This window comes from Vineibacter terrae, from assembly GCF_008039615.1.
Taxonomy (GTDB): Bacteria; Pseudomonadota; Alphaproteobacteria; order Reyranellales; family Reyranellaceae; genus Vineibacter; species Vineibacter terrae.
Genome location: NZ_VDUZ01000064.1, coordinates 26,583 through 48,598 on the forward strand (window position 1 = coordinate 26,583; position 22,016 = coordinate 48,598).

Below are 22,016 nucleotides of genomic sequence, written 5' to 3' on the forward strand. Positions count from 1 at the left end.
GATCCGGGAGATCGCCATGTTGACGTCGCTGTTCTCCAAGAAGGTGAAGATGCCGGAGCCGGAGCGCGCGCTGCCCGGCCGCAAGAGTCCGACGTTCGAGGTGCCTGAGTCGCATTTCGTGAACGGCAACCGCATCCAGCCGCCGTTCCCGGCCGGCCTGGAGGAGGCGATGTTCGGCCTCGGGTGCTTCTGGGGGGCCGAGCGCAAGTTCTGGCAGGCGCCCGGCATCTACAGCACCGCCGTGGGCTATGCCGGCGGCTACACGCCGCATGCCACCTACGAGGAGGTCTGTTCCGGCCTCACCGGCCATAACGAGGTGGTGAAGGTATGGTTCGACCCGGGCAAGACGTCCTACGAGGCGCTGCTCAAGGTGTTCTGGGAGAGCCACGACCCGACGCAGGGCATGCGCCAGGGCAACGACATCGGCACGCAGTACCGTTCCGGCATCTACACCTTCTCACCGGCCCAGAAGGCGGCGGCGGAAGCGTCGCGGCGCATGTACCAGGCAGCGCTGCGGAGCCAGGGCTTCGACGACATCACCACCGAAATCCTCGACGCGCCGGCGTTCTACTACGCCGAGGACTATCACCAGCAATACCTGGCCAAGGAGCCCAACGGCTATTGCGGCCTGGGCGGCACCGGCGTGTCGTGCCCGATCGGAGTCGGCGTGCAAGTTCCAGCAGCGGAGTAGCCGCTGGCGCCGGAGGTGCGGCTAGCTGATACAATTGGCATCCCGCACGCAGCGAGGAATCTCCTGCGAAAGACGCATCATGCGACATTCGCGGGAGATCCCGCGCTGCGCTCGGGACAGTGAACGGTCCCGCGGCCGCGGCCTTTGACGGCCGGAGCGAAAATCAATCGTCAGGAATGGTTGCGAAGTCTGACGGGCTTCGCAAAAATGCGACGGCCCGACAATGGGACACAGGCCATCCGCAACGGCCTTCCCATCGCCGGCTCATGGCGACTGCTCACCCTTCGCCGCCCGCTTGCCGGGCACTGACTGGTCGATGGCTCGGCCGGTTCCGCGAGGTCGAGAAAGAGGAGCGCCACCCCTCTCCTCCGTCACTCCGAGATTCGGAATGCCCGATCGGCCGATTTTCCCGGAACGTTCCTCGAATGCATCATATGTGCAAGCAGCCAGCGCGACGCGCGCCGTCTTGCTGGCACCGACCCTGGTGATGATCCGGCGCCGTGAGCGACCGATGCGCCGCTGGATGAAGCGCGGCGCCGGGCTTGGCGGCCTGGTGCTGCTGGCGGTCATCGGCTGGCTGGCCCTGCGGCAGGATCCTGTCGCGCCGGAACCAACCGCCACAGATATCGCAACGGCCGATCTGACCGCGCCAGAGGTCGCGGACGACCCTGAACCGCCGCCCATCGCGGCCGTGCCCGAGACGGCGGAGGCTGCGACGCAGCCTCCGCCGCAGCCGGCCGCCGCGGCGCCTCAACCCGGCGCCGCCCCCGGACAGCCCACCGCTGACGGCCAGGCACCGGCCGCACCGGATGCGCCGACCGCCTCCGCCACCCCCGAAGGCGCATCACCATCAACGCCGGGCAGCGCCGATGCGCCGCCGGAGGCGGACTCCTATGTCACGATCGTGCGCCTCGAGAAGGGTGACACCATCAGCAGCGTGCTGCAGGACCTCGATTTTGCGCCGGCGGAGATCGGCAACGCGGTGCAGGCGCTGTCGAGACGCCTCACGCTGAAGCGCCTGCAGATCGGCCAAGCGCTGACCCTGGAAGTCCGCACGCCGGAGGACGCCGACGCCAAGCCGATCCTGCAGACCCTCACGATACGGCCTGATGCGCGCCGGGAGATCACGCTGCAGCGCGACGATAACGGCACGTTCAGCGCGGCGGAAAAAATCTTCGACGTCATCGCCAAGCTGGTGCGCGCATCGGGCGTCGTCGATGGCTCCCTGATCGCCAGCGCCGACGACGCCGGCGTGCCGCGGCCGGCGCTGGCCGAGATGGTGCGCGCCTTCTCATGGGATGTGAATTTCCAGCACGACATGAAGGCCGGCGACCGCTTCGCCGTGCTGATCGAGCAGTCCTGGACCACGGACGGCAAGCTGGTCGATTCCGGACGCGTGCTCTGGGCCGAGCTGACGACCGGCGGCGGCCGGCAGACCTACGCCATCTACCGCTTCAAGCCGCAGCGCGGCGCGGACGGGTTCTACTACGGCAATGGCCAGAGCGTGGTGAAGGCGCTCTTGCGCACGCCCTTGAGCCTCAGCCGCATCTCCTCGCGTTTCGGCATGCGCCGCCATCCCGTGCTCGGCTTCAGCAGGATGCACAAGGGCATCGATTTCGCGGCGCCACCCGGCACGCCGATCCTGGCCGCCGGCGCTGGCCAGGTGGTGCAGGCCGGCCGCAACGGCGGCTACGGCAACTGGGTGAAGCTGCGCCACAGCCGTGGGCTCGCCACCGGCTACGCCCACATGTCGCGTGTCGCGCGCGGCCTGCGCCCCGGCCACAAGGTGCGCCAAGGCCAGGTGATCGGCTTCGTCGGCAGCACCGGCATGTCGACGGGGCCGCACCTGCATTTCGAGCTGCACCGCAACGGCATACCGGTGAACCCCCTGACCGTCGCCCAGACGTCGGTGCGGGCCAGCCTTGCCGGCGCCGACCTGACGCGGTTCAAGGCCGCCGTGGCGAGGATCAACCGCGCCCGCGCCGATGCCACGGTGCTGCAGGCGAGCACGCCGTGAAACGGGACACCGACCGGTACGGGCTGTTCGTACGCCGCGCCCTGATGCTGGGCGCGTTCAAGACCGGCCTGCTGGGCATCCTGGGCGCGCGGCTCTACTGGCTGCATGCGGTGGACGGCGAGGAATACAAGGTCCTGGCCGAGGAGAACCGCATCAGCACGCGGCCGCTGGCGCCGACACGCGGGCTGATCTTCGACCGCACCGGCGAACCCCTGGCGACGAACCGCAATACCTACCGCCTGCTGATCGGCTCCGACACGGGCCGCATTTCCGATGCGATGCGGCAGGCAGAAATGGTGCTGCGGCGGCTCGACCGCGTGATCGAAATCAGCGGCCCCGAGCACGACCGCATCCTGGCGCAGCTGCGGCGCAACCGCGCCATCGTGCCCGTCGCGGTGCGCGAGAACCTGACATGGGAGGAAGTGGCCCGCATCGAGTTCAACACGCCGGACCTGCCCGGCGTGTCGATCGAGCTCGGCCGCATCAGGGACTACCCGCACCCCGAGGCGATGAGCCATGTCATCGGCTATGTCGGCCGCGTCTCGCCGGAGGACCTGGACAACAGCGACGATCCGCTGCTGGAGCTGCCGGGCACGCGCATCGGCAAGAGAGGCATCGAGAAGGATGCCGAGGAAACGCTGCGCGGCAAGCCCGGCGCCGTGCAGGTCGAGGTCAACGCCCTCGGGCGCGTGGTGCGCGAGCTGGACCGGGTCGAAAGCGAGCCCGGCGCCAACCTGCTGCTGACGATCGACCTCGCCTTGCAGCAATACGTCAACAGCCGGCTGGAAGGCCAGAGCGCTTCGGCCGTGGTCATCGACGTCGTCACCGGCGACATCCTCGCCATGGCATCGATGCCGGGCTTCGACAACAACGCCTTCGCACGCACCATCACGCAGGCCGAATGGCAGGCGCTGCTGAACGATCCGAAGAAGCCGCTGATCAACAAGGCCGCGCAAGGGCAATACCCACCGGCGTCGACATACAAGATGGTCACCGCCCTGGCCGCATTGGAGAGCGGCACGCTGGGACTGTCCGAGCGCCTGTTCTGCGGCGGCTATATCGAGCTGCCGGGCAAAGGCCAGAAGAAGTACTGCTGGATACATCCGGGCGGCCATGGCTGGCTCGATGTGGCGGAGGCGCTGCAGCAATCCTGCGATTGCTTCTTCTACGAGGCCGCCAGGCGCGCCACTGTCGATCGCATCGCCGAGGTCGCGACCCGGCTCGGGCTCGGCGCATCCACGCATGCGGGCCTGCCCGAAGAGGCCGGCGGGCTGCAGCCGACCCGGGCCTGGAAGCAGGGGCGCGGGACCGCGCCCTGGGGGGTCGGCGACACCTACAACCTCGGCATCGGCCAGGGCGCGATGCTGGCCACGCCGCTGCAGCTCGCCCTGATGACGGCACGTATCTGCAACGGCGGCCATGCCGTGCGGCCACGGCTGATCGCCGCCAGCGCCGGCCCGGGCGCGAAGCTGCAGGCGCCGCCGGTACAGATGAAACCGGATGCGAAGAGCCTCGGCTTCCGCCCGGAGCACCTGCGCGCCGTGCGGATCGGCATGGAGATGGTGGTCAACAGCCGCAACGGCACGGCCCACGGCGCGCGCATCACCGAAGCGCACATGGCCATGGCGGGCAAGACCGGCACGGCCCAGGTCAAGCGCATCACCGAGAGCGAGCGCAGCCGGCGCATGTCGCAGGAAGAGCTGCCCTGGCATCTGCGCCACCACGCATTGTTCGTCGGCTACGCGCCCACCGACAAGCCGCGCTACGCATGCTCGGTCGTGGTCGAGCATGGCATCGGCGGCTCGGTCACGGCCGCGCCGATCGCCCGCGACATCCTGCACGAGGTGCAGCAGATCGACCCCTCCCGACACCCCGAGCGTTTCGACAACCCCCTGCTCGACGGCAGCAACGCCGCCGAAGCCAGTTCGGCAACGCCGGAACCGACGCCACCGCCGGAGGGCAGCGGCAGCAACTGAGGCGCTACAGCGTCACGACCTGCGCGCCGGGCGGCGTGGCCTCGAGCAGCGTGACAATGCCGGCGACCTCGTAAACGAGGTCGCCGCGCAGGCTGGCGGGATCGATGCCCTGGGCACGCAGGCCCATCTCGCAGACGATGAACCGCACGCCCAGCTCGACACATGCCGCCAGCAGCGTCTCGAAATCGCCGACGCCGCGAGCCTTGAAGTCGTCGTCACGCGCCGCGCCGGTCTGGCCATCCGAGGTCAGGTCTGCCGGCAGCGCCGCCCAGCCCGGCCGGCCATGGCGATCGTGCCGCAGCGCATGAAGCGCGCCCTGGGTGAAGAACAGGGTGACGTCGCGGCCGACGGCGCGGGCGGCGCTGGCCATGGCGAGCGCGTAGTGCACGCGCTCGAAATCGCCCGACAGGGCGATGATCGACAAAGATGCGTCAGTCGCCACAGTAAGCCTCCGCATAGCTGGCCTGGGCCAGCGGCGAGGCGAGCGACGTGATGGCGGGGCTCGATCCGCATAGCGGGCAATCGTCGCGGCGCGCCACGGCCAGGCGCTCGACGCGCGCATCGAGTGCGTCGTACAGCAGCAGCTTGCCGGACAACGACTCGCCGATGCCCAGGATCTCCTTCACGACCTCCGTCGCCTGCCAGGCGCCGATGGTGCCGGCCATCGAGCCCAGCACGCCGGCAGCGGCGCAGCTCGGCACCGCCTCGGGCGGCGGCGGCTCGGCAAAGATGCAGCGATAGCAGGGATGCGGCGGCCCCAGATGTGGCTTGTAGGTCGAGAGCTGGCCCTCGAAGCGCAGGATGGCGGCAGCGACCAGGGTCTTGCCCGCCAGGAAGCAGGCATCGGTCAGCAGGTAGCGGGTGGCGAAGTTGTCGGAGCCGTCGGCGATCACGTCGTAGCCGGCGATCAGCTCCAGGGCGTTGTCGGGCGACAGGCGCAGCGCGTGCGCGGCCACATTGGCCTCGGGGTTGATCTCGGCCAGCGCCCGCCGGGCGCTGGCGACCTTGGCGGCGCCGACATCGGATGTGCGGTGGATCACCTGGCGCTGCAGGTTGGAGAGCGACACGGTGTCGTGGTCGACGATGCCGATGGTGCCGATGCCGGCAGCGGCGAGATATTGCAGCAGCGGTGTGCCCAGGCCGCCGGCGCCCACCACCAGCACCCGCGCCGCGCGCAGCCTCGCCTGCCCGATGCCGCCGATCTCGGGCAGGATGATGTGCCGCGCATAGCGATGCAGCTCGGCCTCGGTGAAATCGAGATTCATCTTATCAGCCCTCTCCGCCCACGCAGTGGGGGAGAGGGAGGGGCCCATGCCGAAGGCATGGGAGGGTGAGGTGGGCGTCGGGCCCGAGCGCAACCTCACGGGAGACATCCGGTTCGTCTTCAACACCCACCTCACCCTCCCACGCTTCGTGTGGGCCCCTCCCTCTCCCCCCACTTCGTGGGCGGAGAGGGAAGTATCAATACCCGTCGAACAGGGAGGTCGAGAGGTAGCGCTCGGCGAACGACGGGATGATCACCACGATGCGCTTGCCGGCATTCTCCGGCTTCTGCCCCAGCTCGAGCGCCGCGGCGAGCGCGGCGCCCGAGGAGATGCCGACCGGCAGGCCTTCCAGCGCCGCCACCTCGCGCGAGATGGCAAAGGCGGAGCTGTTGGCGACGCGCAGGATGCCGTCGATCACGCCGCGGTTGAGGATATCGGGCACGAAGCCGGCCCCGATGCCCTGGATGGGATGCGGGCCGGGGTTGCCGCCCGACAGCACGGCGCTGTCCTCCGGCTCAACGGCATAGACCTTCAGGTCCGGCAGGCGCGGCTTCAGCACCTCGCCGACGCCGGTGATGGTGCCGCCGGTGCCGACGCCGGAGATGAAGATGTCGAGCTTGCCGCCGGTGTCCTGCCAGATCTCCTCGGCCGTCGTGCGGCGGTGGATCTCGGGATTGGCCGTGTTGCTGAACTGCTGCGGTATGAAGCTGTCGGGAATCGTGGCCAGCAGCTCCTCGGCGCGCGCGATCGCGCCGCGCATGCCCTTCTCGCGCGGCGTCAGCTCCAGCTCGGCGCCGAGGAAGCGCAGCATCTTGCGGCGCTCGATCGACATCGACTCCGGCATCGTGAGGATCAGCCGATAGCCCTTGGCCGCCGCGACGAAGGCGAGCCCGATGCCGGTGTTGCCCGAGGTCGGCTCGATCAGGGTCGATCTGCCCGGCGTGATGCGCCCGGCCTTCTCGGCGGCCTCGACCATCGCCAGGCCGATACGGTCCTTCACCGAGGCCAGCGGGTTGAAGAATTCCAGCTTGGCGAGGATCTCGCCGGTCACGTTGTGCTTGGCCGCGAGCTTGCTGAGCCGCACCAGCGGCGTGGCGCCGATGGTGTCGACGATGCTGTCGTAGATCCGGCCGCGGAATTCCGGCTTGGAAGCGATGGCTGGCACGGAGTCCTGGGCAGCAGCGGCCATGACGGTTCCCCTCACGTTCGGCTCATTTCACATGGCGATGACGTAAGACACAACAGCCGGCGGTTCAAGCAGGGCGCGGACCTGATCTCCTCTCCCGCGAGCGGGAGAGGAAGGGGCCCATCGTGCGCCAGCACGATGGGAAGGTGAGGGGCCAGGGACGAGGCGCCGTGTCCTTGGGCCCTCACCCGCCGGGCGCTGCGCGCCCGTCGACCTCTCCCGCACGCGGGAGAGGTGAAGACGAAAACGGCGGCCTGTGGGCCGCCGCTCGCTCTTCTGCTCCCAACCGTCACACCGGCTGGGATGCGCTGGCGGGGTCGGCGCCTTCGCGCGGCGGCCGCGGCTCACGCGGAATCTCGGCGCCGGTCTGCTGGTCGATGACCTTCATCGACAGCTTGACCTTGCCGCGATCGTCGATGCCCAGCACCTTGACCTTCACCTGGTCGCCTTCCTTCAGCACGTCGCTGACCTTGGCGATGCGGCGCGGCGCGATCTCGCTGATATGGACCAGCCCGTCGCGGGTGCCCAGGAAGTTCACGAAGGCGCCGAACTCGACGATCTTCACGACCTTGCCGTTGTAGACCGTGCCGACCTCGGGCTCGGCGACGATGCCCTTGATCCAGTCGATGGCGGCCTGGCCGGCCTTGGCGTCGACCGCCGCCACCTTCACCGTGCCGTCGTCCTCGATGTCGATCTTGGCGCCGGTCTGCTCGACGATCTCGCGGATCACCTTGCCGCCGGTGCCGATCACTTCGCGGATCTTGTCCTTGGGGATGTTGATCACGGTGATGCGCGGCGCGTTCTGGCTCACCGTCTCGCGCGCCCCGCCGAGGCCCTTGGCCATCTCGCCCAGGATGTGCAGGCGGCCATCCCTGGCCTGGGCCAGCGCCACCTTCATGATCTCCTCGGTGATCGAGGTGATCTTGATGTCCATCTGCAAGGCGGTGACGCCGTTGTCGGTGCCGGCGACCTTGAAGTCCATGTCGCCGAGATGGTCCTCGTCGCCCAGGATGTCGGTCAGCACCGCGAAGCGGTCGCCTTCCTTGATCAGGCCCATGGCGACGCCCGCCACCGGCCGCGACAGCGGCACGCCGGCGTCCATCAGCGACAGCGAGGCGCCGCACACCGTGGCCATCGACGAGCTGCCGTTGCTCTCGGTGATCTCCGACACGACGCGCACCGTGTAGGGAAACTTCTCCTTGGGCGGCAGCATCGGCTTGATGGCGCGCCATGCCAGCTTGCCGTGGCCGATATCGCGGCGGCTGGGCGAGCCCATGCGCCGCACCTCGCCCACCGAGTAGGGCGGGAAGTTGTAGTGCAGCATGAAGTGCTCGCGGTACTCGCCCTCGAGCGCATCGATGATCTGCTCGTCCTGGCCGGTGCCGAGCGTGGCGACCACCAGGGCCTGGGTCTCGCCGCGGGTGAACAGCGACGAGCCGTGGGCGCGCGGCAGGATGCCGACCTCGGCCACGATCGGCCGCACCGTCCTGGTGTCGCGCCCGTCGATGCGATGGCCGGTGTCGAGGATGGCGTTGCGCACCACGTCGGCCTCGAGGTTGCCGAACTGCTCGCCCAGCGCCGCCAGCGCCGGCTCGTCGCCCGCGAACAGCGCCTTGGCCTGCGTCTTCACGGCCGCGACCTTGTCCTGCCGCGACTGCTTCTTGACCTCGCGATAGGCATCGGCGAGGCCGGAGCGCAGGTCGCTGTTCAGCTTCTCGGCGACGCGCTTGGCGTCGGCCGACGGCTCGGCCAGCGGCCACGGCTCCTTGGCGCAGTGCTCGGCGAGCTGGATGATGGCGTCGATCACCGGCTGGAACGAGCGGTGGCCGGCCATGACGGCGCCCAGCATCACGTCCTCGGGCAGCTCCTTGGCCTCGGACTCGACCATCAGCACGCCTTCCTTGGTGCCGGCGACGACGAGGTCGAGCTCGCTCTGCTCCATCTGGACCAGGGTCGGGTTGATCACGTACTGGCCGTCGATGCGGCCGACGCGCGCGGCGCCGATCGGACCCAGGAACGGGATGCCTGAAATGGTGAGCGCCGCCGAGGCGGCGACCAGCGACACGATGTCGGGGTCGTTCTCCATGTCGTGCGACAGCACGGTGACCACGACCAGGGTCTCGTTGCGGAACGACTCATGGAACAGCGGCCGGATCGGGCGGTCGATCAGGCGCGAGACCAGGACTTCCTTCTCGCTGGGACGTCCCTCGCGCTTGAAGAAGCCGCCGGGGATCTTGCCGGCAGCAAACGCCTTCTCCTGGTAGTTGACCGTGAGCGGGAAAAAGTCGATTCCCGGGCGCGCCTCCTTGGCGGCCACGACGGCAGCCAGCACGCTGGTGCCGCCCAGATGCGCCATCACGGCGCCGTCGGCCTGGCGGGCGATCTTGCCCGTCTCGAGGACCAGCTTGCGGCCGGCCCAATCGAGTTCCTTCCTGTATACGTCAAACATGTTCTTCTCTTCCTTTCCCTACCGGCCGGACGCCCCCGCGACGCCGACCGCCCGGCCCTGCCCCATGCAGAACCGGGACCGACGGGATGATTCGCTCTCGCCCGCATCCCGCCGGTTGCGCTGACAATGCCGGCAAGGCCGACCGCTTCCTCGGGGAATCGGCCTCGTCGACACGAAAAGGCCCCGCCATGTGGACGGGGCCCTCTTCCCTAGCGGCGCAGACCGAGCCGATCGATCAGGCCCTCGTACCGCTTGGGGTCCCTGGACTTCAGATAGTCCAGGAGTCGGCGGCGCTGGCTGACCATCTTGAGCAGGCCGCGCCGCGAATGGTGATCCTTCGTGTGGCTTTTGAAATGCTCCGTCAGGTTGTTGATCCGCTCGCTCAGCAGGGCGACCTGCACTTCGGGCGAGCCGGTATCGTTGTCCTTGACGGCGTATTGCTTGACGAGCTCTGTCTTGCGCTCGGCGGTGATCGACATCGGGAACTCCCGGATCAGAGGTTGAGGACGCGCACAGGGCGCACCAGCCCCGCGTCGATCCGGGCGATTGCCACCAGCCTGTCCCCTGCCATGGCCCGCACGACGCCCTTGTCGGCGCCTGTGCCGGGTCCGGCCGATTCCTCGGCGGGCGACATCGTCCCGATCGGCGCCGCCGGGCGGACGCCAGCCTCGGGCAGCTTCACGGCCATCCCCTGGGAGAGCCGTTGCGCTTCGCGATCCGTCAGGGCCAGCGCCGGGATGTCGTCCAGCGCGGTCACGACGGGTCGCAGGTACCCGAAGAGCGCGGATGTATGCCCCAATTCCCCCACCGGGGAAAGCGAATTTCCTGCCAGATCATGGCCCTGGGCGCCGCTGGCATCGCGGCCTGCTGCCGCAGCCAGTGCGTCCAGGGTAACCGACTCGCCCTCTGCAAAGGGTCCGCAGGCGGTCCGTCGCAGGGCCGCCACGTGGCCCACCGTGCCCAGCACCTGGGCGATATCGCGGGCCAGGGAGCGGATATAGGTGCCCTTGCCGCAGCGCACCTGCAAAACAGCCAGGTCGGCGCTGGTCCTTTCAAGCAGCTCCAGCGCGTGGATATCGACCTGACGCGGCGCCAGATCGACGACGGCGCCGGCCCTGGCCAGGGCATAGGCGCGCTGGCCGGCCACCTTCAGGGCCGAGAACGCCGGCGGCCGCTGCTCGATACGTCCGCGGAAGCCGGGCAGGATGGCGGCGAGGGCGGCATCGTCCGGCCGGACATCGGATGTGGCGACGATCTCGCCCTCGGCATCGTCAGTGGCGGTGGCGATCCCGAAGCGCAGGGTGAAACGGTACGCCTTGGGGCCGTCCATCACCCAGGCCACGGTCTTGGTCGCCTCGCCGAAGGCGATGGGCAGCACGCCGCTGGCCAGCGGGTCGAGCGTGCCGCCATGGCCGACCTTGGCGGCGCCGAACAGCCGGCGCGCCCGCGCCACCGCCTGGGCCGAGCTCAGCCCCAGCGGCTTGTCGAGGTTGAGCCAGCCGTCGACCTTGAGTCCGCGTCGTTTCGTCATGCGCCGGCTTCTATCGAAAGCGCCCACGCTCCGGAAGCGGCCCTGAAGGGTTGGCCTCCGGCGAACGGCGGGGCAGTTGCAACGGGCAGCTCCGGCCGTCAGGACCGCGCCGGCCGAGATGGCGTGCTGAAGTGTTGTTGCGCGAAGATTTGCGCGAATTCGATTGTGCAGCAAAGACAAGGGCTTGCGGGGACTGCGGGGACTTGCGCAAATCATTTGCGCAAGTCCCGGGGGCGCCTTCCGGCCGGCCATGAGACCGGCGAAGTCCGGTTCGCGATACGGCGTGCGGAAATTGCGCAACCCCGTTGGACGCACCGGCATCGCGGAAGCCCGCAGGTTCGCCGGCTGACCCGACCCCATGCGCGAGACACGGGTTGCGGAAATTGCGAAAGTCCGCTGGGCACTGGCTGGACGGGCCCGCCGGGTTCGCGCCGACGATAGGGCCTGCGTTGTCGCCGGGAAGCACGGATCCCAGGCGGGGCAGCCGTGAGTTCACCCGGCGGGTTGCGGGAATTGGGAAGGCTATCTGTCTCACGGTGGGGTTCTACGAGATCGGCTTCCGAAAGCATCCGCAAGCCAACAGGTTCAAGACCAGGAGAGATGGACTCTCCTCCTGCCCGCTTTTTGTATCAGGGTTCCGATCTGGAAACAAGAACAAAAAATGAACAACCACCCGGGCGTCGCGTCCAGGCGAAGGCGGATCAGCCTGAGGACGACCGGCATCGGCAGCAGGCCACGGGCCGCCGGCCGCATCCGGCCCACCCAATCGGTGCGCGCACCATCGAGGTCGCGACACTCGTGTTGGCCGCGATGCAAAAGGCCAGAGCCGACGTACGCGACAGCGGCGTCGGCGACCCTTTCGCTCTCCGTCGTTTGCTTGACCTCGATGGTGACGTCGATCTGCGCGTTTTTGAGTCGGGTACCATTAGCTTCCACCCAAAGTCGTGGATTTTCCATTTTCACAGCAGCCCAGGCATCGCGATCGTCGGCAGCTCGAATCTGTCAGCAACCGCACTTAGGACCGGTGTCGAGTGGAACTACCGGGTTGTTGACCCTTCCATGACTGCAGGTTGGAGAGACGTACTGAAAGGCTTTGAAGAACTATTTTTCCACGCCCGAGTTCGCGAACTTAGTCATTCTTGGATCGATAGCTATGCCGAGCGCCGTTCGATCGGACATCTGAGGAACTTCGCGCCTGACGCTTTCGACTACATCATCGTTGACGAATTCCATCATGCTGCCGCGCGCACCTACCGAAATCTCATTGAGCACTTCACTCCGAAATTCATGCTGAGTCTCACGGCGACACCAGACAGAACCGACGGCAGTGCTGATGTTGCGTCCCACCGAATCGGCCATAGTCTGACGAAGTCATACAAGATGCTGCTGTTGCGAGCGATGCTGCGAGCGGACGAGTTTCCAGGCTCACTTCATATCGACCAGCTCGTTACCAGCTTGGAGAGTGTCGCTGGCCGGAACCCGCACTACAGGGCAGACCTTTCTGCTCGTGACTCTCAATAAAGACGGTATGTCACCTCAAGCCCAATATGGTGATCGGTTCTTGGATGCGTCCCGGCTTCTGTGGCACAGTCAGAATCGTACGAAGCGAGCTTCCTCGCATGGCCGCATCATCTCACAACCGGGCCATCGCCTTCATCTGTTTGTCCGGGCGTCCAAGAAACGCCCAAGCGGCGCAGCGGCGCCCTTTGTATATTGCGGACTGGTGGAATTTGTGACCTGGACAGGCAACCAACCGATCGAAGTTGAATGGCGCGTTCTACAACCACTGCCCGAGCACCTGCACAGGGTCTTTGGTGTTCCGGCCAGATAGCGGTTTGCTAGGTCAAGCGTAGCTGCCAGCACTTTACGGCGCTCCCATCTTGACGCCGCAGACGGGATGCCGACGATGGCGCGGGCGCGGCCGGACTTGCGCCGCCCGCTGCGGCACGACAGCAACGACGGATGCGGACGGCCATGTCGCGTGACTTTCCGGAGCGGGATTGGAGGCTCCTGCGGGAGCTGAAGCCCATTGCGCTCGATCGGCTCTGTCAGCGGACCCTGGGTGAGGTTCAGGCGCTCTGCGCAGACGCCGGCAAGACGAACCACCAGCGCTATCTGGCGCTTTGGGACATGATCCGCGAGCGCGACGATGAGCTCGCCGGAGCTTTCGACGACCTGCGACGCTCCACGGCAGTATGGCGCCTTACGGCCATGCGGCAGCTCGGCGTGCTGACCGACGATGAGTTTGGCCGCTTCAGCGAGGAAGTGCGTGATTCCGTGTTGACGGCAATCGAGATCCTGGGCGCAGCTCGCGGCGGCCGCAGCAAGCGGTCGAAGAAAGAATGACCCCGGTCACCGGCGACACCCGACGGCCCTGTGCGGGGCGCGAGCTTGGCTGACGGCCGCCCCATCCCAGCCATCCCGGCCATCGGCCCGATCAACTGCCGCCCTCGAACTGGGCGCATCGGCAGGCCGTCACCGAAGGAGCCTGAGCATGGCAGCCCCGAGCTTCGTCTTCACCATCGCCCGTGCGGCCAGGATGTTCGGCGAGGACGAAGACTGGTTGGAAGAGCTCGCCATGAAGATGCAGCCCGAAGACGGTCGCCTCCATGTCCGCGATATCGACGACGATATTGCCGTCACTGCCTTCACGCCGGCCGGCGTCGAACACCTCAAGGAGCTCGTCGAGGAATACAAAGCTTGGCGGGCAGCCGGCCGCCGCGTGTGACGACGTCAGTGCTCCATGCCGTCCGCGGGGAATCCCCCTTTAGTAACGAATCCTTTACTTTCGAAGCGCATTGATAAAGACTTCGTTCCTAACGGAGCCGACTGGGAATGAAATCGTGCCCTGTCCGCTGCGAGCCGGCACCGAACCATACGTGACATCGCGCAACATGACACGCATCACAGGCCGGCATGAGCGCACCCTCGCGGGAAGCGAGGAGGTGTCCGCATTCGTTCCCCGCCCTTTGCCACCACGAGCCCCCGCCCTGACGATCTATGGCCAGCTCGCGGAGCGGCTGCGCGAGGCCGAGCAGGCGTTGGCGCGGCTCGACCTTGCCGGCGAGATGATTCCCTCCATCGACTGGTTCCTCTATGCCTTTGTCCGCAAGGAAGCGGTGATCTCGTCGCAGATCGAGGGCACGCAGGCCACGCTGGTCGATCTGCTGGTCTTCGAGGCGGAGAGCGAGATCGCGCCGGCCGCGGACGTCGAGGCCGTCTGCAACCATCTCCAGGCGTTGAACCATGCCCGAGCCGAACTGGCCAAACCGCGCGGCCTGCCGCTCTCCATGCGCCTGCTCAATGAAGCGCACCGGCAGCTGATGCAAGGTGCGCGAGGCGCGAGCAAGCAGCCGGGCGAGGTGCGGCGAAGCCAGAACTGGATCGGCGGCAGCCGGCCGGGCAACGCCACCTATGTCCCGCCGCCTGCACATCTGCTGCCGGCGCTGCTCGGCGATCTCGAAAAGTATCTGCATGCCGTGGACAGGCTGCCGCCGCTGGTGCGCACGGGGCTGGCCCACGCGCAATTCGAGACCATCCACCCCTACCTTGACGGCAACGGCCGGATCGGACGCCTGCTCATCACCCTGCTGCTGGAGCACTGGGGGCTGCTGCGGGCGCCGCTGCTCTACCTCAGCCTGTTCTTCAAGCGCCACCGCGCCGAGTACTACCGACGCCTGAACGCGGTCCGAAGCGAGGGCGACTGGGAGGGCTGGACCGACTTCTTCCTCGATGGCGTCGCCACCATCGCCGGCGAGGCTGTCGCGTCGGCGCGCGAACTGTTCGCCGTCGTCAGCGCCGACCGGTCCCGCGTGCTGGCCCGCGACACGACGTCGATCGCGGCGGCGCGGTTGTTCGAGCTGCTGCCGAAGCACCCGATCGTGACGGTGGCCGGCGCGGTGAAGCTCATCAAAACGACCAAGCCCACGGCGACGCGAGCCATCGAGTCGCTGGTCGCCGCGGATGTCCTCGTCGAGATCACGGGCCGACGACGCGACCGCAGCTTCGCCTACCAGGCTTACGTCGACCGGCTGAGGATCGGGACAGACATCGAGCGGGCGTGAAGGCCTCGATGGTGTGGACGCCCCCCGACCCCCTGACTATGCCGGCGCTCGCCTCTCGTACAGGATCGGGTTGAGCGGGCTGGCGATGATGTCGCCGACCTTCGTGTTCCAGTTGTCGCCCTGATGCTTGTTCCGGGGCGCGGCCAGCCGCATGTCCCGGTCCATGTAGATGATGGTCATGACCTCGCGCGGACGCTGGGTCGTGTTGGGGCCGGCGCGGTGGAAGGTGCGGCCGAGGTGGATGCTGACCTCGCCGAGGTCGAACGGCGTCTCGTCGACCGGCAGGTTCGACAGCTTGAGCCGCTCGTTCATCGTCCTTTCGCTCTCGTCGCTGATCTCGAGATCGCGGCCGGTGCGGATCCGCTGGCTGCCGACGGAGAACATCAGCGGCCCCTGCGCGATGGGCACCGCATGCAGCGGGACCCATGCCGTGGCGACCCGGTCCGTCGCCAGCGGCCAGTAGAACTGGTCCATGTGCCAGGGCGTGTAGCCGCCGCCTGACTCCTTGTAGAGGGCCTGGTCGTGGAAGAGCCGCACGCCTTCGGTCTGCAGCAGCTCGGTCACGATCCGCGCCAGGCGCCGGCCGGAAACGAATTCCCGGACGATGTCGCTCTGCCGCCACAGATTGATCACCTGCAGGAACGCCTTGCCGTAGGTGTTGCGCTCCTCGAGCGGCCTCGTGTCCCGGCTCTGCTCAAGGACGAGGCGCGTGATCTCCCGTCCATAGGCATCAAGCGTTTCCCGACTGAACACACCCTTGAGCTTGATGTAGCCGTCCTGCCGGAAGCGGGCGACCTGCTCGGCTGAAATCCCGTACTCGGAATCAATATCAGGGGCGGCCGAACCCGGTTCCCGGGCCAACACTGCCATAACGCCTCTCCAAATCCGCAGAGCGAATTATACTGTATTCCGGCCTTCTTCTTCAAGAAGACGCCGGATCTGCGCGAAGGATCTTCGCAGCCCGAAGGCAGTCATCCCGAAAACAGGGGCGGCGGCGGCGTGGAACCGGCACGCCGGGACGGCGTTAGGCAGGAATCTGGTCTTCCAGGAAACGCCGACAGATCATCCGACATATACGGGCCGGGAGGGCGCGTGGCTGAAGCAAATATGCGCGAAGCAGCCGGGCGCAAGCTCTGGTTCTACCTGGCTCTCGGCCTGGTGACGGCAGCGACCCTGATGCTGCAGATCATCGAGACCAGGATCATCTCGGTCATCTCCTGGTACCACCTCGCCTTCTTCATCATCAGCATCGCCATGTTCGGCCTGACCGCCGGCGCGGTGGTCGTCTACCTGCGCCGGGCGCGGTTCCGGCCGGAACGGCTGTCCGCCGACCTCACGGTGGCGACGCTGGCCTTCGCCCTCACCACCGATCTCGCCATCCTCGTGCAATTGACGTTGACGACAGGGGCCTCGCCGTCGCTCACCACCTTTGTCGCCTGGACGTTGTTCGCCCTCTGTATCGCGCTGCCGTTCTTCTTCTCCGGCGTCGTCGTCAGCCTGGCGCTGACGCGCAGTCCCTATCCGGTCGGCAAGGTCTATGGCGCCGACCTGATCGGCGCCGCCGCCGGCTGCATCGGGGTCCTGGCGATCCTGAACCTGACGACCGGGCCGGCGGCGGTCCTGTGGGTGGGCGCGCTCATCGCGCTGGCAGCCCTGGCCTTCGCGCAAGCCGGGGGCGCGCCACTGGAGTGGCGCGCTTCCGGCGAACGCGGCATCGCCTCGCGGCTGTTCCGCCACCGCCGCGGCATCGTCGCCGGCTGCCTGGTGCTGGCGATCGCCAACACCCTCACGGACCACGGCGTGCGGCCGACCAACGTCAAGGACCACGTCGAGACGGCGGACAAGTACGCCTACGACCGCTGGAACTCATTCTCCCGCATCACCGTCAGCCAGACCGCGAACGAAGCGCCGTCGATGTTCGGGGCCTCGCCGCACCTGCCCCGCTCAACGACCGTCGACCAGCGATCGCTGCTCATCGACGGCGGCGCCGGCACCGCCCTGTACCGCTTCGACGGAAACCTCGAGGGCCTCGGCTTCCTGCGCTACGACGTGACCAACCTGGCGTATGCCATCCCGAACCTGAAGACGGGCGCCGTGATCGGCGTCGGCGGCGGCCGCGATGTGCTGTCGCAGCGACTCTTCGGCCTGAGCGACGTGACCGGCGTCGAGATCAACCCGATCATCATCGATGTCCTGCGCGCCCGCTTCGCCGGCTACACCGCGATCGCGGCCCTGGACGGCGTGACGTTCGAGGTCGACGAGGCGCGCAGCTGGTTCGCCCGCACGCCGCGCACCTTCGACGCCATCCAGATGAGCCTGATCGACACCTGGGCGGCGACCGGCGCCGGCGCCTTCACGCTGACGGAGAACGGCCTCTACACCGTCGAGGCCTGGCAGCGCTTCCTCGGCCGGCTCAACCCGGGCGGCCTGTTCACGGTGAGCCGCTGGCATGCGCCCGGCGAGGTGAACGAGACCGGGCGCCTGGTCAGCCTTGCCGTCGCGACGTTGATCGAGAACGGCGCCGCCACGCCCCGGCGCCACCTGTTCCTGGCCACTGCGGGCAACGTGGCGACGCTGATCGTGACGAAGCAGCCGATCGCGCCGGACGCGCTCGCGGCGCTGAAGGACGCCGCCAGCGCCAATGTTTTCACGGTGCTGCTCAGCCCCGACATGGCGGCGCCGTCCGCGATGCTGGAGAGCATCGTCACGGCCCGCGACCGCCCGGCGCTCAGCCGTGCCACCGCCAGCTACTACCTCGACCTCACGCCGCCGACCGACGCGCGGCCCTTCTTCTTCAACCAGCTGCGGTTCGCCACGCTGCTCGACGCGAGCGTGTTCTCACGCTTCACCCACACAGGCGTGTTCGCCGGCAACCTGGTCGCGACGCTGACGCTGGCCATGCTCGTGCTGATCTCGCTGGCCCTTGTCGCCGCCACGATCATCGTGCCGCTGCGGCCGACCGTCAGGGAGGCCGGCTGGGCGCTGGCCGCCGGCGGCACCGCCTATTTCGCCCTGATCGGCGCCGGCTTCATGATGATCGAGATCGCGCTCCTGCAGCGGATGAGCGTCTTCCTCGGGCATCCGGTCTACGCCCTCTCCGTCGTGCTGTTCAGCCTGATCCTGTGGACCGGCTTCGGCAGCCTGGCGTCGGAACGCGTGCCGCTCGACGGGCCCGGCAAGCTCGCCGTCTGGAGCCTGGCGAGCGCCGTCTATGTCTTCGCCCTGCCGTCCTGGCTGCCGCCGCTGCTCGCCACGCTCGACGGCGCCGACCTCACCCTGCGCGCCGGGCTTTGCGTGCTTGTGCTGGCGCCCGCCGGGCTGCTGATGGGCTTCGGCTTTCCCACCGGCATGCGCCTCGCCGGCGCGATCAGCAGCGGACCCACGCCGTGGTTCTGGGGAGTCAACGGCGCCGCGGGGGTTCTCGCCGCCAGCGTCGCCGTCGTCACGAGCATCGCCTTCGGCATCGACACGACGCTCAGGATCGGCGCAGCCTGCTACCTGCTGGTCGGCGTTCCGGCCATGGTGCTGATGACCGCCGGCGCCCGCTCCAGCCGGACGGCGTCTCACGCGTTGTCATCGAGCGCGGCCGCGGACGGCTAGGACAGCCTTCTCGCCGCCTTCACTCCTTGGGCTCGGCCTCGTCAGCCGCATCGAGATCGCGCGCCACGTTGGGCGAATTCAGCAGCTCGCCGATGCGGTGCGCATGATCGAAGCTGTGGTCGAGCTCGAAGCGGAAGTCGGGCGCATGCCGCAGCTCGACGCGCTGCGCCACCTGGGCCCGGAACCAGGGCGCGGCGCGGCGCAGCGCCGCCATGACCCGCTCGCGGTCGGCGCCGGCCAGCGGCATCACGAACGCCGTGGCGCTGCGCAGATCGGGGCTGACATCGACCTCGGTCACGGTGACGGAGACGCCGCGCAGGTCGGGGTCGCGCATCTCGCCGCGCTCCAGCACGGCGGCAAGGACATGCCGCAGCTCTTCACCGACGCGCAGCTGGCGCGGTGACTTGGCCCGGCCGGCAGCATCGGCGCCGCGGGCACGGTCGGTGCGACGGTGGCGGGACATGGTGGGGTTCCTTGATCTTGCCCTTCCTCCTCACGCAATGGGGAGGTGCCCCGAAGGGGCGGAGGGGAGCCAACGTGGTCTTCGCAACTGAGACTACGTCGGGTCCCCCTCCGGCCTTCGGCCACCTCCCCCAGCAAAGCTGGGGGAGGGTTAGTGCTACAGCGTCGGGCGGATCTCCTCGACATCGAAGCACTCGATGATGTCGCCCTCGCGGATATCCTCGTAGTTCTCGAACGCCATGCCGCACTCGAAGCCGGCGCCGACCTCGCGCACCTCGTCCTTGAAGCGCTTGAGGGTCTTGAGCGTGCCTTCGTGGATGACCGTGTTGTCGCGCAGCAGGCGAACCTTGGCGCCGCGCTTGACCTGGCCTTCCGTGACGTAGCAGCCGCCGACATTGCCGACCTTGGTGATCCTGAACACCTGCCGGATCTCGGCGTTGCCCAGGAACGTCTCCTTGTAGGTCGGCTCGAGCAGGCCGGTCATCAACGCCCGCACGTCGTCGACGACGTTGTAGATGATCGAGTAGTAGCGCATCTCGACCTTGTCGCGCCGCGACATCTCGCGTGCCTGCGGGTTGGCGCGCACGTTGAAGCCGATGATCAGCGCCTTCGATGCGCGCGCCAGCGTCACGTCCGACTCGTTGACGCCGCCGACGCCGGAATAGAGCACGCGCACCGAGACCTTGTCGGTCGACTGCTTGGCCAGCGAGGCGGCAATCGCCTCGACCGAGCCCTGCACGTCGGCCTTGATCACGACCGGCAGCTCCTTGGCGGTGCCGGCGCGGATGCCGGCCAGCATCTCCTCCAGCGTGCCGCGGCCGCCCGCCGCCTTGGCAAGCTGCGCCTGCCGATCGCGCCGGGCGCGGTACTCGGCGATCTCGCGGGCGCGGCTTTCGGTGTCGACGACGTGGAACTCGTCGCCCGCCTCGGGCGTGCCGTTCAGGCCCAGCACCTCGACCGGGAAGGCCGGGCCGGCGACCTCGACGCTGTTGTTGCGGTCGTCGACCAGACGGCGCACGCGGCCCCACACGGCGCCGGCCACGAACACGTCGCCGGTGTGCAGCGTGCCGCGCTGCACCAGCACGGTGGCCACCGAGCCGCGGCCCGGATCGAGCTTGGCCTCGACGATCGTGCCTTCGGCGGCGCGCTCCGGGTTGGCCTTCAGGTCGAGCAGCTCGGCCTGCAGCAGGATCGCCTCCTCGAGCTTGTCGAGGTTGGTCTTCTTCAGGGCCGAGACCTCGACCGACTGCACGTCGCCGCCGAACTCCTCGACCTGCACCTCGTGCTGCAGCAGGGCCTGGCGCACGCGCGAGGCGTCGGCACCCGGCTTGTCGATCTTGTTGATGGCGACGATCATCGGCACGTGCGCCGCCTTGGCATGCGCAATCGCCTCGATGGTCTGCGGCATGATGCCGTCATCGGCCGCTACCACCAGCACGACGATGTCGGTGACCTTGGCGCCGCGCGCACGCATGGCGGTGAACGCCTCGTGGCCCGGGGTGTCAAGGAAGGTGATCTTCTGGCCCGAGGGCAGGTTCACCTGGTAGGCGCCGATGTGCTGCGTGATGCCGCCGGCCTCGTGCGCCGCCACGTCCGTCGCGCGCAGGGCGTCGAGCAGCGACGTCTTGCCGTGGTCGACGTGGCCCATGATGGTGACCACCGGCGGCCGCGACTGCAGCGCCTCGGGCGCATCCTGATCGGCGCCCAGGCCGACCTCGATGTCGCCTTCGGCGACACGCTTGGGCGTGTGGCCCATCTCCGACACCACCAGCTCGGCGGTGTCGGCGTCGAGCGTATGGTTGATGGTGACCAGCTGGCCCATCTTCATCAGGGTGCGGATCACGTCGGCGCCGCGCTCGCTCATGCGGTTGGCCAGATCCTGCACTGAAATGCTCTCGGGGATGGTGACCTCGCGGTAGACCTTCTGCGCCGGCTCCGAAGCGCTGTACATCTTGCGCTTCTCTTTCTCGTTGGCGCGCCGCAAGGCGGCCAGCGAGCGTCCCCGCACCGTGTCCTCGTCGTTGAGCGCCGCGCCGACGTCGATCTTGCCCGTGCGCCGCTTCGGATCCTCGCGCCGGCCCGGCGTCGTCGGCCGCTTCGGCGGTGGCATCATCGGCGGCCGGCGCAGGGCGCCGCCCGGCCCGGCGGCACCCGCCGGCCGTGCGCCGACAGGACGCGGCGCGCCACCGGCAGGACGCGGCGCGCCGGCCCCGGCACGCGGCGCGGTCCGATCCTCGCGGCCGCCGTCGGCATCGAGCAGCTGCTGCGCGCGGTGGGCCGCGGCCGTCGACTGCGGCGCCTGGGCCTGGGCCTCGCGCAGACGCTTCTGGAGCTGGTCCTCGGCCTTTCGCCTGGCTTCCTCCTCGAGCTTCTTGCGCGCCTCCTCCTCGGCCGCGCGCCGCTCGGCCTCCTCACGCTGCTTGGCCAGCCGCACCTCTTCCTCGGCACGGCGGGCAGCTTCCTCGATCGCCCGCTGCCGGCGCAGCACTTCCTCCTTGCCAGCCTCGACCAGGGCGCGCGCGCGGGCTTCCTTCTCCTCGTCGGTCAGCGTGCGCAGCACGACGCCGCGGCCGGCCGGCGAGCGCGGCGGGCCACCACGGCCACCAGCAGGTCCGTGGCCAGGCCGCACGGTGCGTGCCGGACCTCCCGGTCCACCGGCACCGCGGTGTTGCGGCCCACCAGCCGATCCCGGCCGGCCGGCCGGCGGAGCGCCGCGGGGCGCCACGGGCGGCGGCGCAGCACGCGGTGCGGCAGGAGGCGGGGCCGGCGGCGCGG

General features: G+C 68.3%; 18 protein-coding genes. 9 read left to right on the forward strand and 9 right to left on the reverse strand.

The window, feature by feature from the left end:
* Nucleotides 1-16: 16 nt before the first annotated feature.
* The 3 genes from msrA to mrdA all read left to right on the forward strand — a co-directional run bounded on the left by msrA (nucleotide 17) and on the right by mrdA (nucleotide 4,684).
* Nucleotides 17-691 carry a peptide-methionine (S)-S-oxide reductase MsrA gene (gene msrA, locus FHP25_RS35815; protein ID WP_147851797.1) on the forward strand — a complete coding sequence of 225 codons (675 nt, stop codon included), beginning with the start codon at nucleotides 17-19 and terminating at the stop codon, nucleotides 689-691.
* A gap of 466 nt (nucleotides 692-1,157) precedes the next feature.
* Entirely contained in the window at nucleotides 1,158-2,708 is a 1,551-nt protein-coding gene (locus FHP25_RS35820; protein ID WP_147851798.1) for a peptidoglycan DD-metalloendopeptidase family protein, read from the forward strand.
* Nucleotides 2,705-4,684, forward strand: coding sequence for a penicillin-binding protein 2 (gene mrdA / locus FHP25_RS35825; protein ID WP_147851799.1), 1,980 nt, complete (start codon nucleotides 2,705-2,707; stop codon nucleotides 4,682-4,684). The genes FHP25_RS35820 and mrdA overlap by 4 nt, the downstream gene beginning before the upstream one ends.
* A 4-nt stretch (nucleotides 4,685-4,688) precedes the next feature.
* Here mrdA and FHP25_RS35830 read toward each other — a convergent pair whose 3' ends face one another.
* From FHP25_RS35830 to truB, 6 genes are all read right to left on the reverse strand, one after another.
* On the reverse strand, nucleotides 4,689-5,126 hold the full coding sequence (locus FHP25_RS35830) for a DsrE family protein (RefSeq protein WP_231712599.1): 438 nt from the start codon (nucleotides 5,124-5,126) through the stop codon (nucleotides 4,689-4,691).
* Entirely contained in the window at nucleotides 5,116-5,949 is an 834-nt protein-coding gene (locus tag FHP25_RS35835; RefSeq protein WP_147851801.1) for a HesA/MoeB/ThiF family protein, read from the reverse strand. Before FHP25_RS35835 ends, FHP25_RS35830 begins: the two co-directional genes overlap by 11 nt.
* A gap of 196 nt (nucleotides 5,950-6,145) precedes the next feature.
* Nucleotides 6,146-7,138, reverse strand: a complete 993-nt coding sequence (gene cysK, locus FHP25_RS35840) for a cysteine synthase A (protein WP_147851802.1) — start codon at nucleotides 7,136-7,138, stop codon at nucleotides 6,146-6,148.
* Nucleotides 7,139-7,424: 286 nt separating this feature from the next.
* Complete coding sequence (gene pnp, locus FHP25_RS35845; RefSeq protein ID WP_147851803.1) at nucleotides 7,425-9,584, reverse strand: polyribonucleotide nucleotidyltransferase; 2,160 nt, start codon at nucleotides 9,582-9,584, stop codon at nucleotides 7,425-7,427.
* A 209-nt stretch (nucleotides 9,585-9,793) separates the two neighbouring features.
* Nucleotides 9,794-10,063 (reverse strand): 30S ribosomal protein S15, encoded by a 270-nt coding sequence (gene rpsO, locus FHP25_RS35850; RefSeq protein ID WP_147851804.1) that lies wholly within the window; start codon nucleotides 10,061-10,063, stop codon nucleotides 9,794-9,796.
* Nucleotides 10,064-10,077: 14 nt separating this feature from the next.
* Nucleotides 10,078-11,115: a tRNA pseudouridine(55) synthase TruB gene (truB, locus tag FHP25_RS35855; protein WP_147851805.1), complete on the reverse strand. Its 1,038-nt coding sequence runs from the start codon at nucleotides 11,113-11,115 to the stop codon at nucleotides 10,078-10,080.
* A gap of 600 nt (nucleotides 11,116-11,715) precedes the next feature.
* Here truB and FHP25_RS35860 point away from each other — a divergent pair.
* The 5 genes from FHP25_RS35860 (at nucleotide 11,716) to FHP25_RS35880 (ending at nucleotide 15,179) form a co-directional block, all read left to right on the forward strand.
* On the forward strand, nucleotides 11,716-12,636 hold the full coding sequence (locus FHP25_RS35860; RefSeq protein ID WP_147851806.1) for a DEAD/DEAH box helicase family protein: 921 nt from the start codon (nucleotides 11,716-11,718) through the stop codon (nucleotides 12,634-12,636).
* Between the two features lie 7 nt (nucleotides 12,637-12,643).
* Complete coding sequence (locus FHP25_RS42780) at nucleotides 12,644-12,946, forward strand: DUF3427 domain-containing protein (RefSeq protein ID WP_408068565.1); 303 nt, start codon at nucleotides 12,644-12,646, stop codon at nucleotides 12,944-12,946.
* Nucleotides 12,947-13,089: 143 nt separating this feature from the next.
* Nucleotides 13,090-13,461: a peptide ABC transporter substrate-binding protein gene (locus tag FHP25_RS35870; protein WP_147851807.1), complete on the forward strand. Its 372-nt coding sequence runs from the start codon at nucleotides 13,090-13,092 to the stop codon at nucleotides 13,459-13,461.
* Nucleotides 13,462-13,609: 148 nt separating this feature from the next.
* Nucleotides 13,610-13,843: a hypothetical protein gene (locus FHP25_RS35875; protein ID WP_147851808.1), complete on the forward strand. Its 234-nt coding sequence runs from the start codon at nucleotides 13,610-13,612 to the stop codon at nucleotides 13,841-13,843.
* 217 nt (nucleotides 13,844-14,060) lie between these two features.
* A complete protein-coding gene (locus tag FHP25_RS35880) occupies nucleotides 14,061-15,179 on the forward strand; it encodes a Fic family protein (protein ID WP_218578849.1) in 1,119 nt (372 codons plus the stop codon).
* 36 nt (nucleotides 15,180-15,215) lie between these two features.
* On the opposite strand, the gene FHP25_RS35885 is transcribed toward FHP25_RS35880, so the two are convergent.
* Complete coding sequence (locus tag FHP25_RS35885; RefSeq protein WP_147851810.1) at nucleotides 15,216-16,049, reverse strand: phytanoyl-CoA dioxygenase family protein; 834 nt, start codon at nucleotides 16,047-16,049, stop codon at nucleotides 15,216-15,218.
* A 222-nt stretch (nucleotides 16,050-16,271) separates the two neighbouring features.
* Between FHP25_RS35885 and FHP25_RS35890 the strand changes: the two genes are divergently transcribed.
* Nucleotides 16,272-18,779 carry a spermidine synthase family protein gene (locus FHP25_RS35890; protein WP_147851811.1) on the forward strand — a complete coding sequence of 836 codons (2,508 nt, stop codon included), beginning with the start codon at nucleotides 16,272-16,274 and terminating at the stop codon, nucleotides 18,777-18,779.
* A gap of 19 nt (nucleotides 18,780-18,798) precedes the next feature.
* On the opposite strand, the gene rbfA is transcribed toward FHP25_RS35890, so the two are convergent.
* Nucleotides 18,799-19,242 (reverse strand): 30S ribosome-binding factor RbfA, encoded by a 444-nt coding sequence (gene rbfA, locus FHP25_RS35895; protein WP_147851812.1) that lies wholly within the window; start codon nucleotides 19,240-19,242, stop codon nucleotides 18,799-18,801.
* 156 nt (nucleotides 19,243-19,398) lie between these two features.
* Complete coding sequence (infB, locus tag FHP25_RS35900; protein WP_408068564.1) at nucleotides 19,399-21,870, reverse strand: translation initiation factor IF-2; 2,472 nt, start codon at nucleotides 21,868-21,870, stop codon at nucleotides 19,399-19,401.
* Between the last annotated feature and the right edge of the window lie 146 nt (nucleotides 21,871-22,016).